At 65.9% G+C, this 15,038-nt stretch carries 14 protein-coding genes and 1 pseudogene; 2 read left to right on the top strand and 13 right to left on the bottom strand.

What is annotated here, in order from left to right; translation table 11 throughout:
* Positions 1–88: 88 nt before the first annotated feature.
* The 13 genes and pseudogenes from ACFFNA_RS12520 to ACFFNA_RS12580 form a co-directional block, all read right to left on the bottom strand.
* Positions 89–646 carry a sigma-70 family RNA polymerase sigma factor gene (locus ACFFNA_RS12520; protein WP_378918858.1) on the bottom strand — a complete coding sequence of 186 codons (558 nt, stop codon included), beginning with the start codon at positions 644–646 and terminating at the stop codon, positions 89–91.
* Between the two features lie 313 nt (positions 647–959).
* Positions 960–1,802, bottom strand: a complete 843-nt coding sequence (locus ACFFNA_RS12525; RefSeq protein WP_378918590.1) for a formate/nitrite transporter family protein — start codon at positions 1,800–1,802, stop codon at positions 960–962.
* 458 nt (positions 1,803–2,260) lie between these two features.
* Positions 2,261–2,692, bottom strand: a complete 432-nt coding sequence (locus ACFFNA_RS12530) for an organic hydroperoxide resistance protein (protein WP_378918592.1) — start codon at positions 2,690–2,692, stop codon at positions 2,261–2,263.
* Between the two features lie 44 nt (positions 2,693–2,736).
* The gene (locus ACFFNA_RS12535) at positions 2,737–3,669 is read right to left on the bottom strand and encodes an acyltransferase domain-containing protein (protein WP_378918594.1); all 933 of its coding nucleotides are present in this window, start codon (positions 3,667–3,669) and stop codon (positions 2,737–2,739) included.
* Positions 3,666–4,556, bottom strand: a complete 891-nt coding sequence (mdcB, locus tag ACFFNA_RS12540; protein WP_378918595.1) for a triphosphoribosyl-dephospho-CoA synthase MdcB — start codon at positions 4,554–4,556, stop codon at positions 3,666–3,668. The genes ACFFNA_RS12535 and mdcB overlap by 4 nt, the downstream gene beginning before the upstream one ends.
* Positions 4,532–5,194 (bottom strand): malonate decarboxylase holo-[acyl-carrier-protein] synthase, encoded by a 663-nt coding sequence (gene mdcG, locus ACFFNA_RS12545; protein ID WP_378918597.1) that lies wholly within the window; start codon positions 5,192–5,194, stop codon positions 4,532–4,534. The genes mdcB and mdcG overlap by 25 nt, the downstream gene beginning before the upstream one ends.
* Positions 5,187–5,918: a biotin-independent malonate decarboxylase subunit gamma gene (locus ACFFNA_RS12550; protein ID WP_378918599.1), complete on the bottom strand. Its 732-nt coding sequence runs from the start codon at positions 5,916–5,918 to the stop codon at positions 5,187–5,189. Before ACFFNA_RS12550 ends, mdcG begins: the two co-directional genes overlap by 8 nt.
* Positions 5,905–6,833: pseudogene (locus ACFFNA_RS12555) on the bottom strand (biotin-independent malonate decarboxylase subunit beta). The gene ACFFNA_RS12550 and the pseudogene ACFFNA_RS12555 overlap by 14 nt, the downstream one beginning before the upstream one ends.
* Positions 6,826–7,143 (bottom strand): malonate decarboxylase acyl carrier protein, encoded by a 318-nt coding sequence (mdcC, locus tag ACFFNA_RS12560; protein WP_378918601.1) that lies wholly within the window; start codon positions 7,141–7,143, stop codon positions 6,826–6,828. The pseudogene ACFFNA_RS12555 and the gene mdcC overlap by 8 nt, the downstream one beginning before the upstream one ends.
* Before the next feature lie 11 nt (positions 7,144–7,154).
* Positions 7,155–8,825 (bottom strand): malonate decarboxylase subunit alpha, encoded by a 1,671-nt coding sequence (gene mdcA / locus ACFFNA_RS12565; protein WP_378918603.1) that lies wholly within the window; start codon positions 8,823–8,825, stop codon positions 7,155–7,157.
* Positions 8,826–9,128: 303 nt separating this feature from the next.
* Entirely contained in the window at positions 9,129–9,401 is a 273-nt protein-coding gene (locus ACFFNA_RS12570) for a hypothetical protein (protein ID WP_378918605.1), read from the bottom strand.
* 378 nt (positions 9,402–9,779) lie between these two features.
* The gene (locus ACFFNA_RS12575; RefSeq protein WP_378918607.1) at positions 9,780–10,196 is read right to left on the bottom strand and encodes a hypothetical protein; all 417 of its coding nucleotides are present in this window, start codon (positions 10,194–10,196) and stop codon (positions 9,780–9,782) included.
* Positions 10,197–10,702: 506 nt separating this feature from the next.
* Complete coding sequence (locus tag ACFFNA_RS12580; RefSeq protein WP_378918609.1) at positions 10,703–11,815, bottom strand: LacI family DNA-binding transcriptional regulator; 1,113 nt, start codon at positions 11,813–11,815, stop codon at positions 10,703–10,705.
* 578 nt (positions 11,816–12,393) lie between these two features.
* On the opposite strand from ACFFNA_RS12580, the gene ACFFNA_RS12585 reads away from it, so the two are divergent.
* The gene (locus ACFFNA_RS12585; protein ID WP_378918611.1) at positions 12,394–13,356 is read left to right on the top strand and encodes a sugar-binding protein; all 963 of its coding nucleotides are present in this window, start codon (positions 12,394–12,396) and stop codon (positions 13,354–13,356) included.
* Between the two features lie 105 nt (positions 13,357–13,461).
* Entirely contained in the window at positions 13,462–15,000 is a 1,539-nt protein-coding gene (locus ACFFNA_RS12590) for a sugar ABC transporter ATP-binding protein (protein WP_378918860.1), read from the top strand.
* The last annotated feature ends 38 nt before the right edge of the window (positions 15,001–15,038 follow it).

The raw sequence follows: 15,038 nt of genomic DNA on the forward strand, positions 1-15,038 counted from the left end.
TATCGTGCGAAAATCTTTTGACGCCGCGCCGGCGTGAACGGCCGGTGCCTTGGGCTCGTCATGAAAACGGTGCCGGTTCATCCTTCGCTCACCCTGGTTGTCCTGGCCGCGAGACACCTTCGAGGATCGATCGCAACTCCTCTCTGCCCCTGGCGACCCGCGACGTCAGCGTGCCCGCCGGAATGCCCAGCGCCTTCCTGGCATCGTCGTAGGAGAGGCCTTCGACCGCGACAAGCACGAGTGCTGCGCGCCGTTCGGGATTGATCTGCTGAAGCGCCGAGAATACGTCCACCGATACGAGCCTGTCCGCCTGTGGCGACGTAGCGGTCGCATCTATCGTTTCTGAGATCATGGTCACCGCCTGGGCATGGCGTTTGGCGCGCCGCAACTGGTCGACGAACAGATTGTGCATGATCGTGAGCAGCCAATGGCGTGGCGTATCGCCTGCCGTCCAATTCGCCATCCTCGACAGCGCCCGTTCGAGGCTGTCCTGCACAAGGTCGTCGGCGGCATCGCGGTCCCGCAGCAGCGCGCGCGCATAGCCGCGCAGCCGTGGAATCTCCTCGACGATCGCTCGCCTGCGTTCGTCGGCGATTTCGGCCGCCGCGACGCTTGCCGAAGAAGCGTCAGCCGAGCGAAAACGCATGTTCGTGGTCATCAGGCGGCGCGCAATGGCGGCGATTGCAACTCGTGATCCGGACTGAACCCGGTCGGACACGAACCAGACAGCCGCAACCATCCGCTAGTTCGGGACTGCATGTCTGGTCTCTGATGCATGTGCGGCTGCCTTCCCTGGCTTTTGCTGCGTCCAATCGATGCTTGTGCGGCTGGGTGCCGTCTGCGCTACTATGGCAGACCCGAAAGAGGGCTTCTTTTCGAAACGACTACATTCTTTCGCGATGCAATGTGGGCGGCTCGATGTTGAGGAAGGAGGTGTGTTCGCGAGAGTGCCGGCCCGATCACTCGGCCGGGCCGAATGACATCCTCGCTGCGGGGGCGGGCATGCTTTCTGCGCCGCCCCTCAGATAGGTCCAATAGAGAGGAAGCCCCGTGAACAGGAATCCGCCAGCAATGTTGCCCAGGGTCACGGGTATCTGGTTCCAGTACCACCAGTCTGCGAAGCTGATCTTGGCCCCGAGCATCATCCCCATGGGAATGACGAACATGTTGACGACGCTGTGCTCGAATCCGAGCGCGAAGAAGGCGAATATTGGCAACCAGCATCCGACGATCCTGCCGACGACGGACTTCGAACTCGTTCCCATGACGACGCCGATGCAGACCATCCAGTTGCAGAGCATGGCCTTGACGAAACCGGTCACCAGTCCATCATATCCATACGGCTCATAGGCGATCGTCTTCGCTTCGGCGAGCGCGCGCAGATGATCTCCGAGCGGACCCGCCCCGACATTGCCGACATCGGTCAGGACGACATAGAACAGCCCGGCAAAGGCGAGCGAGCCGAGCATGTTGCCGACAAAAACCCAGAACCAGTTGGCCAACATCCGGCCGACCGTCGTGCGGTGAGCCAGGACGGCCAGCGGTACCAGTCCAAAATTCCCGGTCAGGAGTTCGAGGCCAAGGATGATGATGATGGCAAATCCCACCGGGAAGATGAGAGCGCCGACAAGCGCGACATTTGTCTGAAGCGCACCCTGCAGGGCCAGACTCGTCGCGAAAGCGAGGAGCGCGCCGGAAAGCATGCCGCGGATCAAAAGATCAGGAACGCGGTGAGCGGCTTTGGCGGCGCCGAGATCCACCATTGCTCGCGCGATTTCGAGCGGTGAGAGGCTGTCGTTCATGATCGCTGTCCTTCCGGGTCAGGCGCGTCTCTCGTATGTCGCCAACCAGGACTGGATAGCCGACGGCATTTCGCGGCGACATTCTACGCAGGGCAATCAGACTAAGCGCTTGATTTAGGTCCAGACATCCCTTGGTATGCCTTGTCGGCCGCGATCAAGTCGGGTGCCGGTCCGGAACAAGTCGGCGCCCGTCCGCCAGAACAAGGTCGATCGATCGACGTGGCGTAGATAGGCGTTGAGACCCGCTCGTCTTGGCCCGCGGCCAGTTCGAGACGCGGTAGTGCCGCAACACAGCGGCGGGCGCGAACGACATGAAGAAGAGGCCCGCCGGAGCGCTCCGAGCGTCAGCGACAGCCCTTCGCCCATTTACCCAGTACGCCGCCAGCGTCGCCTCGATCGCCGCCTGGTGACATCATCCGGTCCTCTAGAGGGAACTGGCTGGTCCAATCCTATTGATGTCACCGTGCGACGACCGTCTTGGCGACATCGACGTTCCCGCGGATCGCATTGGAATAGGGGCAGATGGCATCGGCGCCGCGCACCAGTTGCTCGGCGGTCGCCTGGTCGACGCCGGCGATGCTGACCGCGAGCGTCGCGTGCAGCACGAAGGCATCGGCCACGTTGCGGCTGAGCCCTATCTCGGCGACCACCTCGACATCGCCGTCGGCGAAGCGATGACCGGACTGGCGCGCCACCCGCAGCAGCGCGTTCTCGAAACAGGCGGCGTAGCCACCGGCGAAGAGTTGCTCGGGGTTGGTGGCTCCGCCCATGCCGCCCAGTTCCTTGGGAACGGCGAGCTTGAGGTCGAGTATGCCGTCCTCGCTGCGGATCGCGCCCTTGCGGCCGCCGGTTGCGGTGACCTTGGTCGCGTAGAGAATGGTCTCGGTCATTGTTTTCCTCGTGAGCGGTTCGGTTCCATTATCCGTGTGGGCGTTCAGGCGGCCGCTTCCATCCAACAGCTTACGCCAGCGACGGAGCGGAAATCCGCGGCGCTGCGTGCTGGTATCCCGGGCTCGAACTCGGCCATGATCCGCGCCAAAGCGTCGCCAGGCCCGAGTTCGAGCATGCAGGCGGGACGGGAGGCGCAACAGGCATCCATACAGGCCGCCCAGTCGATGGTTGTCGCGATCTGCGCAGCGAGCTTGTCGAGACCGTCGGCGAACCGGCGAACCGGCGCCCCGTCGATCCCGCTGATCAGCCGCACCTCGCGCGGCAAACGGGCGTCCGCGATGGTTTCCCTCAGCAGCCCGCCGAACCGCCTGGCTGCGGCCTCAAGCGCCGGCGTGTGCGAGGCGACGTGGATCGGCAGTATCGTCGCGCGGGTGGCGCCGCGTGCCGCGGCGTCCGTGAGTGCCCGCCGCAGCGCCGCCGCGCGCCCGCCGACGATGACGTGCAGCGGACCGTTGACGATGGCGACGTCGAGCCCATGGGCGCGGCAAAGTCCGTCGACGACATCGCGCGGCAAGCCGACGATGGCGGCGAGCCCGGAGGGCTCGCGCGTCGCCTCGTCCATGAGCGCGGCGCGGCGCGCCACGAGGTCGAAGGCGATCGACGCGTCCATGACGCCGGCGACGGCCCAGGCTGGCACTTCGCCCGCGCTGTAGCCGGCGATGATCAGCGGGCGTGGAGTTGATGGCCCGATAACGGCCCAGGTGGCCAGCGCCGCCGTGCAGCACAGCACCTGGGCGACGTCGTTGCGTTGGATGATGCCGCCGCCCTCCCGCACGAGGTCGCGCGCGTCCCGCCCGCCGAGCGCTCGGGCGGCCGCGGCAAAGACCGCCGCCGCCGCTGGCTCGAAGGCGACGAGGTCGAACATCTCCGGGCTCTGGCGGCCTTGGCCCGAGCACAATATGGCAGTGCTGCTCACGGCCCGTTCCCGAGGCGATCGAGGAAGATCGTCGCGGCCAGCAGGTCGGCCGAGCCGCCCGGGCTGAGGCGCCGCGCGACGAACCAGTGATGCACCGCGACGGCATGGATGAGCCAGTCCGACCGGCCGACGCCGCCGGCGAGGAGGAAGTCGCGCGCCGCCTCGCGGGCATCCCCGAGGCCCTCTGCGCCGCCGCGATGCAGCAGGTTGGTGTCCTCCATCGTCGCCAGCAGCGCGAAGAAAGCGTGCACGCGCGCGGCCACCTCATTCCCGGAAAGGCTCCGCCCGGCGTGAAGGGCAGGCAGTCCGACCCGCACGGCGTGCGGGAAGCCGTTCGCGGCCTCGGTACGCGCGCCACCGGCACCGAACCGGCGTAGCGCGCCGCTGCCATGACTGTTCAATGGAATCGGGCCGCGCAGGATCGCTGCGGCCCACCTGTCGCGGACCATGGAGGTGAGCCGCGCCGCCGTCAGGCCGGCTGCGCATTCCACAAGGGTTGCTCCCGCTGCGGCGCAGAGGAGGCCGAGCGCGAAGATGGCGCCCCGATGAGTATTCACCCCGCCGGTCGCGGCTAGCATGGCCGCTTCCGCCCGCAGCCCCGTCCACCGTAGCGCGTCCATGCCCGCGCCTGCCGCACCGGCCCGCGCGAGTTCGACGTAGAACGGCCGAAGCGCGGCGATGCTGTGCCGGAAGGTGCCAGCATCCATGTTATCATGGCTGCCGGCATCGACGAGGCTGACGAGGCCGGGCTTTGGCCAGGTTTCCAGCTCGTCGGTCAGCGCCTGCGCCGCCGCCTCGCCGATCCACGCGAAGGCGGCCTCGCGAACCGGCTCGGGGCCGGCCGGGCCAGTGGCGGGAGCGGTCAGGCGAAGAGGGTGCGCGCGCATCTCAGTTCCGTTCCCTTCATGGATTTCACAAGGACCGCGCCTGCGGGCCGGCCGATTTCGGCATGGAGCTCGCGCCAGTTCACCCCGGCCCCGCCGGAGAACAGGACCTCGCCGTCGAGCCGGACGGGGCCGTGCTTGTCGATCCGCGCGAGTCCGGCCAGCAGATCGGGTTGGATGTCGCGGTCCGGTGCCAGCCAGAGCAGGTCGAGGTCGGAGGCGGGCCGCAGATAGGAAAGTCCGGTCAGGTGCTGCCAGAGCAGCGCACCGAACACGGCCGGCCGCAGCGCCAGGCGCCGCCCGAGCGCGAGGACGGCGTCGATCTGGGGCCGCAGCCTGGGCGCCGCCGATGCGGCGGCCTCCTCCAGTGCGACCTGGGGCAGCGTCCGCGCGACGGCCGGGACCGGGACTGTGAGACCGACGCGCCGCTTGCCGAGCGCGGGGGGCATGGGCAGGCCGACCGCGATACCGCGCGTCTCGCCCGGCGCCGGACGGCGCGCGATCACCGGCCAGCCACGCTCCGCCCAGCCGGCGAGAAGCTCCCGCTCATTGCCCGCGAACTCCGAGACGCCGGGGGCGCGGTCGAGCACGCCCGACCATGCCTCCGGCCGGATGCGCAGGAGTTGGTGGCGGCTATGCACGGCGATATCCGCCCGCCTGGTCCGCCACGCGCTGGGCGATGCCGGCGGCGAGGAGCCGCCCGCCGCGCTCGGCACCCAGTGCGTCACGCACATCGTGCGCCGGGATGGTCGCGAGCATCGCCTCGATCTGGACGTCGAGCGGCTTCGCGGGGTCCCAGACCTGCGCGATCGCGCCGACCTTGGTCATCGAATCCAACCCCGGCGCGAAGACCGAGGTGGTCTTCGACAGGGCCTCGAGCTTCTCCTGCGGCAGCTTGGTCACGCGCGCCATGGAGGGCAGGTCCATCACCGCCGGCTCGGCCCAGGGGAGGGCGACGAGGACGTCGGTGGCGAGCCCGGTGGCGAGGAACGCGCCGGCTGCTGCCCTGCCGTAGTTAAGCCCGATGGTGGCATGACCGCTGCGGCTCGCCAGCAGCAGGCATTTCGCCAGATGGGCGAGATATTCGTTGAGTCCCAACATCTCGTCGCGCCGCGCCATGCGCTGGCCCTGCGTGTCGACGACGACGAGTATCGGCGCGTTCCCGCCGGCGGCGGCGATGTCGAGCACCCGCTCGGCGAGCGGCAGGACGCCGTCGATGCCGAGCGGCTCGCCCTCCGCGATGCCGATCACCTCGACCGCACGACCGCCAACGCGCCAGCCGGTGCCGAGCAGCAGCTTGCCAGGTCCGACGACGACGTCGTGGCCGGACGGGAACAGGCCGGCCAGTATCTCATCGAGCGTCATCGCCGGCTCCCTTCACATCCGCGACGAGGGCGACGAACACCGGGTCGTCCATGTCTCCGGCCGACCGCGGGTCGGCGACGCCGAGCGCACTCCACATAGCGGCCGCGCTGTCGCAGCCGCCGAGCCGTCCGACCCGCCCGGCCAAACGTGCCAGCTCGGCGCGAAGCGTGGCGAGATCGAAGGGGCGCGCTTTGTCTATGAGCGCGAGGGTGGCCTCGCGGAAGCTCGCCACCGTGTCCTCGGCATAGCCGTCGGCGCCACCGATAAGGCGCCTCGTGCGACCGCCGGTGACGCTCCAGACCAGCGCCTTGTCCTGCGAGTCGAACTCCTCGACGCCCTTGTTGGTCTCGATGACCTCCGGCCCCGTCACGCCGGTACGTCCCTGTTCAGAGATCACGATCGCCGAGCAGGTCGCCGCGATGAGCCCAGCGCCGCCGAACGCGCCGGCGCGTCCGCCGACAAGGGCGATGACCGCCACGCCGGCGGCGCGTGCCTCGACGATGGCCCGCATCACCTCGGCGACGGCGAGTTCGCCGGCATTGGCTTCCTGCAGCCGCACTCCACCGCTGTCGAGCAGCAGGAGGATAGTGCGCGGCAGCTTCTCGTCATCACGCGCGGCGCGGATCAGGCCGAGCAGCTTAGCGCCGCTCACCTCGGCGAAGGTTCCGCCCATGAACTGGCCCTCCTGCGCGGCAACCAGCACGCTCTTCTCGTCGAGGCGCCCGCACCGACGATCATGCCATCGTCGAAGGCGGCGGGCAGGTCGAACGAGGCAAGATGCGGGCTCTGCGCGCGTTCCGACGACGGCACGAACTCCGAGAAGCTGCCCGCGTCGAGCAGTTTCGCGAGGCGCTCTCGCGCGGTGGAAAGGAACCAGCTCGCGGACGCGGCGAAGGGACCGCCGGTCTCACTCATCGCCCGCCTCCATGGTCCGCACGCCCTGCATGAGACGGAGCGCGACCGTGTCCGGCCGGGCTCCGCCGTCGTTGATCGAGATGCGCATGCCACCCGGCGAAGCGCGCTCGACGAAATCGGCGACGACGGCCTTCCACACCTCGTCATAGCCGCGCACCGGCGTGGCGATCTCCACGGCGCACTCGTTCTGTGCGAGCACGCGCTCCAGCAGGACCTCGAGATTGCCGGACGAGACGACGCCGACGATCGTCGAGCGCGCCGTGCCGGGGGCCGGGCCGCGTGTCGTGAAGCGGAGCTTGAGGTTTTCCATGGGCTGCGGTCTCACCAGTTGCGGAACTTGCGGGGCGGATCGTAGAGATTACCCGACCAGCGCATCAGCTCCTTGATGGAGCGGGCGGCCAGAAGGCTCCTGTTGGCGTCGAGAGGGTTGATGCCGAGATCCTCGGGGCGCTGGATCACCTTGCGGGCGCGCAGTTCCTCCACAGCCCTGGCGTCGCGAGCGCGGCCGACATCCGTGTAGCCGGCGACGCCCCGGATCGCCTGCTCGCGCTCGGCGGGCGTGCGGCAGAGCAGGAGATTGGCGATGCCTTCCTCCGTCACGATGTGGCTGACGTCGTCGCCGTAGATCATCACCGGGGGGAGAGCGAGATCGAGCGACTTCGCCAGTTCGATGCTGTCGAGGCTCTCGACGAAGGTCGGGCTGAGCTTCTCGCCGAAGGTCTCGACGATCTGCACCACGAGTTTTCGCCCGCGCGGCAGGCACGTCGTTTCGCCCGCGGCCTCGCGGCCCGCCTTCAGCCAGGCATCGCTCGCATGGCGGCGGCCGCGCGGATCGGAGCCCATGTTCGGCGCGCCGCCGAAGCCAGCGATGCGGTCCTTTGTGAAGGTCGAGGAATTGCCGGCGAGGTCAATCTGCAGGGTAGAGCCGATGAACAGATCGGTGGCGTAGAGCCCCGCAGACTGGCAGTACATGCGGTTCGAGGCCATGGAGCCGTCGCGGCCGGTGAAGAATATGTCCGGCCGAGCGCGCATGTAGTCGTCCATGCCTACTTCCGAGCCGAAGCAGTAGACCTGTTCGACCCAGCCGCTCTCGATGGCCGGGATCAGGGTCGGGTGCGGGTTCAGCGCGAAATGGGTCGCGATCCTGCCCTTCAGGCCGAGCCGCTCGGCATAGGTCGGCAGGATCAGCTCGATGGCGGCAGTATTAAAGCCGATGCCGTGGTTCAGCCGCTTCACGCCATAGGGTTCGTAGATGCCCTTGATCGCCAGCATGGCACTGAGGATCTGCGTCTCGGTGATCTGCGCCGGGTCGCGGGTGAACAGCGGCTCGACATAGAAGTTCGACGGTGCCGCCACGACGAAATCGACCCGGTCGCCCGGCACGTCGACGCGCGGCACCTTGTCGACCAACTCGTTGACCTGCGCAATGACGATGCCTTGCTTGAAGGCGGTCGCCTCGATAACGACGGGCGAATCCTCGGTGTTCGGGCCCATATAGAGATTGCCCTCGCGATCCGCACAGCGCGCCACGGTGAGCGCGACATGCGGGGTCAGATCGACGAAGTAGCGCGAGAACAGCTCGAGATAGGTATGAACCGCGCCGAGTTCGATCTTGCCGGCCTTGAGCATGCGCGCGATCGCGGCTCCCTGCGGGCCGGAATAGGAGAAGTCGAGCCTCTTCGCGATGCCGGCCTCGAACAGGTCGAGGTGCTCGGCCAGCACCACGCCCGACTGCACGATGTGCAGGTCCTTCACCACCGCGGGGTCGACCTCGGCGAGCCGGGCGGCGAGGAAGTCGGCCTGCTTCTGGTTATCGCCTTCGAGGCAGACCCGGTCCCCGGCACGGACCACCGCCTCCAGCAGCTTTGTCGCGTCCTCGTGGGAGACCAGCTTGCCCCTGGCGTAGCGGGCGGCGGCGGCCAGGCGCTGCTCGCGCGATTGTCGGGCCGTATCCCAAGCGCGTTGCGATGGACAGCTCGATCGGGCATTCATGGACGAACCTCGTGCGCCGGGAAGGAAGCCGCCGCGCCTTCGCGCGACGGCTTGCGATTTTCCATTCGGTCGCCTCGCCGGCCTTGTGGGCGGCCTCCTCGATGAGGGCGGCAACCTGCACGGGATGAGCTTCGTAGACCGAGTGGTCGACACCTGGCACGACGATGAAGGGTGCCTTGGCGCGCTCATGGTGGAAGCGCTCGAGGTCGGGATTAATGATCTAGTCGTTGCCGGCGACGATGTCCCAACTCGGCTTGGTCTTCCACGCCGCGGCGGCCGGTGTTGCGCGTGACTGACCAGGTCTTAGTTATGGCCACCGAGCGTATTCACATTCGCGCAGAAGGCGGTGAATGGCTGCCTCATGTCCGCGCACTCCTTCTTCATCTGTTCTCGCTTTTCGGCAGGCATGGCCATGAATACGACCTTGAATTCCTCCAGCGGCTTCATGGTTTTCATGCTGGCATCCGTAAAGAACGGCTCCATAGTGTCCGGCTCATTCAGCGCGCCGGCAAGTGCAATGCCGCCAGACGAGGAAAGCGCAATTGCGGCACCGAGACATATAGCTTTGATGTTCATGGGGTATGGTCCTTCCCTGGGATCAGCGGTGGTACCAGCGACAAACCGCGTTGGTGGGTAGAAAAATAGCCCCCAACCCGACTTGAGTATTTTCTCCAACCGCTAGTTTTTGTGTGGATGACTGTTAAGGGCCTTGCCATGACGAATGTAGCCGCAGCGATGGACGCGGCGACGAACGTCACTTTGCATCGGCCGGGCTATGTCAGGGGGCGGACCGTAGTCTCTTGCGCCGCGCCGCATGCCACGCGGCTTGGTGCTGTCAAATCGTCACGATCAGTGAACGTCGGTATCGGTGGTTGCGTGTCCGTACCGAGTCCGGGAAGGACGGGCACCAGCCCCACATCCCAGCCCCCTCCGATGCCGGCCTCTCGCCTCCCCTCACACCACCACAAAATCCGCGTTGGTCACCACCAGGTTTGCCGCCAGCGTGGCGAAATGCTTCGAGCCGCCCGCGGCATCGCTGTTGCTGTCATAGTAGAGCCAGCCGGTGTCGGTCTCGTAGATGATGTGCTGGTTGGCATCGGTGGCGGTGCCCGATGCGTTGGCGACGAACTGGTCGGCGCTCAGCGTGCCGTTGCCGGCGATGACGAAGCCGCCAGAGGTGTTGACGCCGTCAATCATGTGGCCGTTGCCGTTGATCGTCAGGTTTTCGCCGGCCGTGAGAAACAGCGGCGTCATGTTTCCGCTCAGCGTGACGTCGGAGGTGAAATTGAAGATATCTGTCCCGGCGCGGCCTGCGATGGCGGTGATCGCAGCGTTGAGGGTGGCCTGGTCGGAGATCGTGTAAGTGGTCATGGTCGTCCCTCGTTAGCGCTCGCACCAAGGCCTGACGGCGATGGCGAGGTTCGCCGCGAAAATTGATCTGGTGGGTTTAGCCGCCGACCCCAGTCGGCCATGCGAACGCGCCAACACGTCGCCTCTTGGGCCAAAGGCGCGCGAGGGGTCGCGCCCCGCCATTCGAAAAAGCATGCCGTTCAAGCGTCATCCACCCTCGCGCCCTGCCGGAGCCTGTCGGCTGGACACACCTGTCCGCCCGAATGCCGCGCCGAGGACACGCGCATCCGTTTCAAGCACCAAATTCTTGAGGCAACCCACACCCAACCGCGGCGGACGCTAGGCCGTGGCTTACCGGCGGTCAATTCGCAGCATTTGACTATTTCTGGGCGGACTTTTGCATGTCGCGGACAGTTAACCGGACTTCAGCGGAAACCAGGCAGCGAAGGCCCCATCGACAATGGAGGACCTAAAGCGCGTCGCCCGAATCTCTTCAAAACGCGACATCTCTTCAAACGCGACGCGCTTTAGGACACGGCCGCCACAGCCCGCACGCTCTCCCGTTCCACCAGCGGGCACTCCAGCTTGGTGATCGGATAGCGTCCCCGCCCAGGCGCCGCCGGCGCTTCGAGTTGTTCGATCGCCCATTGGCCCATCGCCATATGCGGCAGGATCGAGGTCGTCAGCGGCGGGAACAGGTGACGGGCGATTTCCTCATCGTCGTAGCCGACGACGGAAATGTCCTGCGGGATGTGCAGGCCGGCTTCCTTAAGCGCCTCGTAGCAGCCGATCGCGGTGCGGTCGTTCTGGCAGAAGATGGCGGTCGGTCGGTCCTTCAGCGCCAGCAGTTTGACGGTCGCGGCATAGCCGGCGCTGGCCGACCAGTCGCCCTCGACCACCAGCTCCGGATCGAACGGGATGTCGGCGGTGGCGAGCGCCCGGCGATAGCCCTTCAGCCGGTCCTGTGCCGCCTGCATCCAGGGTTCGCCGGTGATGGTGGCGATGCGGCGGTGGCCGTGGCTGGTCAGGTGGCGGGTGGAGCTCTGGCCGCCGGCGATCTCGCTCGGCACCACGGCCGGGAAGGCATAGTCGGCCGTGTAGCAATTGAGCAGGATCACCGGGATGTCGAGGCCGTAGAGATAATCGGGTGCGACAATCTCGCGGGTGAAGATGGTCATGTAGATCAGCGCCGAAATGCCCCGCTTGGTCAGCGCCGCGATGGCGCGCGGCTCCATGACGGAATCGCCCAGCGTTTGCGCCACCAGAAGCACGTTGCCGGCATTCCACGAGGCCTGCCGCGCGCCCTCGATGGCGACGACGGCTTCGGGGCTGGTGGCAAGCTGATCGACGGCGAAGCCGATCACCCCGTCCAGCCCCTCGAACGCCGGCAATGGCTTCTGCAATGCCGAGAAGGCCGGTGGCGAATAGCCGAGCGCGCGCGCGGCCTCGATCACCCGTTCGCGCGTCTGCTGTGACAGCTTGATGCCGGGCGAATTGTTGAGCACGAAGGAAACGGTCGCCTGCGAGCAGCCGGCGGCCCTGGCGATGTCGGTCATGGTGACGCGACCCCTGGCGCTCTTCGCCGGCGGCTTGCGTCGCCGCGCCGTATCGAGGGCTTCCGGATCCGTCGTCTCGCTCATGGCATCCCCAATCCTAGGCCTGTCTAGCGGCAGCCGGTCAGGCCGACAAGATGGCGTGATATTATCGATTTATAGAAGTCGTCATCGCCATTTATATCTATTAGTGACCGCGTGGTCCATCCACCACGCCGTTACCGCAGTCCGAAACTCAAAAGCCACAAGGCTCGGCTTGGACGCAGCCAACGCATAGGCTCGCCGGCTGGCACGCCACGAAACCGCAATATGCCCTGAGATATCGCCTCGGAACTAATACTGTTTACTAATACAAGAATGCGCTGTACCGTCAATCCGTCGCGTCCGGCCCGCTTGGTTGGGAGCGGCGGGAGTGTGCGTGAACAGCCCGATGGCGAGCGGATCCTACCTCCGCAAACTTTGTCTCGGACAAATGATATGTCAGACAAATCGGACTATTTACGAATGATGGATGAGTCTCTAAAGTCCACGATCGTGGCTGGAACGACGCCATTCTTTCGGTGCCAGGAACCCTTTGAGGAGGAGGGCGTCCAAGCTGCAAACGGCAAAATCAGGTCAGTGCAAGATCGGCCAGTCGAACGACTGAGCCAAACGGGAGGTTGAACATGAAATCCTTGATACGAAATGCATCCGTAGCCACAGCTGTGCTGCTGCTCGGCCTGTCGGCGACGGCCATCGCGCGCGCCGACGACAAGCCGACGCTGGCCTTCGTCGTCAACGGCGCTTCCGACTTCTGGAAGGCCGCCGAAGCCGGCGTCAAGAAGGCGCAAGGCGAACTGCCGGACTACACTCTGGAGCTTAAATATCCCGAGCAGTCCTCGGTCGCCATCCAGCAGCGGCTGATGGATGATCTGGTGACGGCCGGCGTGAAGGGCATCATGGTCTCGGCGGTCGATCCGAAGACCTCCACCGATGGTCTCAACAAGATCGCCTCGGAAACGGCGCTGTTCACCACCGACAGCGACGCCCTGCAGACCAAGCGCGTCGCCTATATCGGCTCGTCCAATGTCGATGCCGGCAAGCAGGCGGCCGAGATCGCCAAGAAAGCGATGCCCAATGGCGGCAAGTGCCTCGGCTTCGTCGGCCTGCTCGGCGCCGACAATGCCAAGGAACGCATCCAGGGCATGAAGGACGGTCTCGCCGGCACCAAGATCGAACTCATTGACGTGCGCGGCGACGACATCGACCAGGCGCGCGCCAAGAAGAACGTCGAGGACGCGCTGGTCGCCAGCCCCGATGTCACCTGCATGGTCGGCTTCTATTCCTACAACACGCCGCGCATCTATGAAGCGCTGCGCGACGCCGGCAAGCTCGGCTCGATCACCGTCGTCGGCTTCGATGACGATCCGATCACGCTGGGCGGCGTCAAGGAAGGCACCGTTGCCGCCACCGTCGTGCAGCAGCCCTTCGAATGGGCCTATCAGGGCATGAAGCTGATGGCTTCCTATCTCAAGGGCGACAAGTCGGGTATCCCGGCCGGCGGCCTCATCATCATCCCGACCAAGATCATCGGCAAGGATGACGTCGACGCCTATGCCGCCAATCTGAAGGCGATGTCCGGAAACTGAGACAAAGCAGTTACGCCGGCTCAGGGTTCGCCTTGAGCCGGCGATCGTATTGACGGGCCGGCGAAGGCCCGTCAGTCTGTAGCCCACCGGCTGCTGTCAGGCATGATGAATTATTCCGACACATCCATAACGGCGTCCACCCCGTTCCTCAGCCTCGAGAACGTGCGCAAGACCTATCCGGGCGTCGTGGCGCTCGATGGCTTCTCCATGGAGGTCAGGCCGGGCGAGGTCATCGGCCTCGTCGGCGAGAACGGCGCTGGCAAATCGACATTGATGAAAATCCTCGGCGGCGTCACCACGCCCGACACCGGTACCGTCACCGTCGACGGCATCGCGCATGATGGGCTCACCGTCGAAGCCAGTCTCGGTTCCGGCATCGCCTTCGTCCACCAGGAACTCAACCTGTTCGAAAATCTCGACGTTGCCGCCAACATCTTCTTCGGCCGCGAGCCGCTGCGCGCCGGCCCGCTGAAACTCGTCGACCGCGCCCGGCTGCGCACCATGGTGGCGCCGCTGCTGAAGCGCGTCGGCGCCAATTTCTCCGCCGACACGCCTGTCGCCGCCTTGTCGCTGGCCCAGCAGCAGATGGTCGAGATCGCCAAGGCGCTGTCGATCAAGGCGCGGCTGGTCATCCTCGACGAGCCGACATCGAGCCTGCCGCTCGCCGAAACCGACAAATTGCTCGATGTCATCAAGGCGCTGAAGGCCGACGGCATCAGCGTCATCTTTATTTCGCACCGCCTGCATGAGGTCGAGCGCGTCGCCGACCGCGTCGTGGTGCTGCGGGACGGCATGCTTGCCGGCACGCTGCAGAAAAGCGCCATCAACCACGACCAGATGGTCAAGCTGATGATCGGCCGCATGCTGAAGGAGCGCGAGAAAGCCTCAGAGGCGGCGCGCGCGCCAGGTGCCATCGCCCTGTCGGCCAAGGCCGTCCGCACCCCTGCCTATCCCGGCCGGCCGGTCGATCTCGACGTCAGGCGCGGCGAAATCCTCGGTCTTGCCGGGCTTGTCGGCTCCGGCCGCACCGAGCTGGCACGGGTGTTTTTCGGCATCGACAGCAGCCTTGGCGGCGCGCTCGAACTCGGCGGCAAGCCGCTTGTTCTGGGCTCTGCAGCGGATGCCGTCGCCCACGGCATCTTTCTCGTGCCAGAGGATCGCAAGCTGACCGGCATCCTGCTCGACCTGTCGATCGCCCAGAATATCTCGCTGCCCAATTTGCCGGCGCATGCACGGCGCTCGCTGGTTTCGGCAAGTGCCGAGACCGCCACCGCCGAGAAGCAGAAGACCAATCTCGGCATCAGGGCGCCCTCGGTGCAGACGCGCACCGGCACGCTGTCGGGCGGCAACCAGCAGAAGGTCGTGCTCGGCAAGTGGCTGGCCATGAACCCGAAGGTGATGATCCTCGACGAGCCGACGCGCGGTATCGACATCGGCGCCAAGGCGGAAATCTACGGGCTGATGCGGGCGCTGGCTGACGCCGGCGTCGCCGTGCTGATGATCTCCAGCGACATGGAAGAGGTGATCGGCGTGTCCGACCGCATTGCCGTCATGCATGAGGGCCAGATCTCCGGCATTCTCGACAAGGACCAGTTCAGCCAGGAAAACGTGCTGCTGCTGGCGGTGGGCAAGCGGCCGCAATAGTTTTTTGTTCTGCCGTAGCCCCGGTCGCGGGAAACACT

Origin of the sequence: Mesorhizobium kowhaii (assembly GCF_042431665.1) — a bacterium.
GTDB lineage: Bacteria > Pseudomonadota > Alphaproteobacteria > Rhizobiales > Rhizobiaceae > Mesorhizobium > Mesorhizobium kowhaii.

Coding starts and splice junctions, on each gene's coding strand:
- ACFFNA_RS12520 (WP_378918858.1), bottom strand. CDS start 646: ATGCGTTTTCGCTCGGCTGACGCTTCTTCGGCAAGCGTCGCGGCGGCC.
- ACFFNA_RS12525 (WP_378918590.1), bottom strand. CDS start 1,802: ATGAACGACAGCCTCTCACCGCTCGAAATCGCGCGAGCAATGGTGGAT.
- ACFFNA_RS12530 (WP_378918592.1), bottom strand. CDS start 2,692: ATGACCGAGACCATTCTCTACGCGACCAAGGTCACCGCAACCGGCGGC.
- mdcB (WP_378918595.1), bottom strand. CDS start 4,556: ATGCGCGCGCACCCTCTTCGCCTGACCGCTCCCGCCACTGGCCCGGCC.
- ACFFNA_RS12550 (WP_378918599.1), bottom strand. CDS start 5,918: ATGACGCTCGATGAGATACTGGCCGGCCTGTTCCCGTCCGGCCACGAC.
- mdcC (WP_378918601.1), bottom strand. CDS start 7,143: ATGGAAAACCTCAAGCTCCGCTTCACGACACGCGGCCCGGCCCCCGGC.
- mdcA (WP_378918603.1), bottom strand. CDS start 8,825: ATGAATGCCCGATCGAGCTGTCCATCGCAACGCGCTTGGGATACGGCC.
- ACFFNA_RS12570 (WP_378918605.1), bottom strand. CDS start 9,401: ATGAACATCAAAGCTATATGTCTCGGTGCCGCAATTGCGCTTTCCTCG.
- ACFFNA_RS12575 (WP_378918607.1), bottom strand. CDS start 10,196: ATGACCACTTACACGATCTCCGACCAGGCCACCCTCAACGCTGCGATC.
- ACFFNA_RS12580 (WP_378918609.1), bottom strand. CDS start 11,815: ATGAGCGAGACGACGGATCCGGAAGCCCTCGATACGGCGCGGCGACGC.
- ACFFNA_RS12585 (WP_378918611.1), top strand. CDS start 12,394: ATGAAATCCTTGATACGAAATGCATCCGTAGCCACAGCTGTGCTGCTG.
- ACFFNA_RS12590 (WP_378918860.1), top strand. CDS start 13,462: ATGAATTATTCCGACACATCCATAACGGCGTCCACCCCGTTCCTCAGC.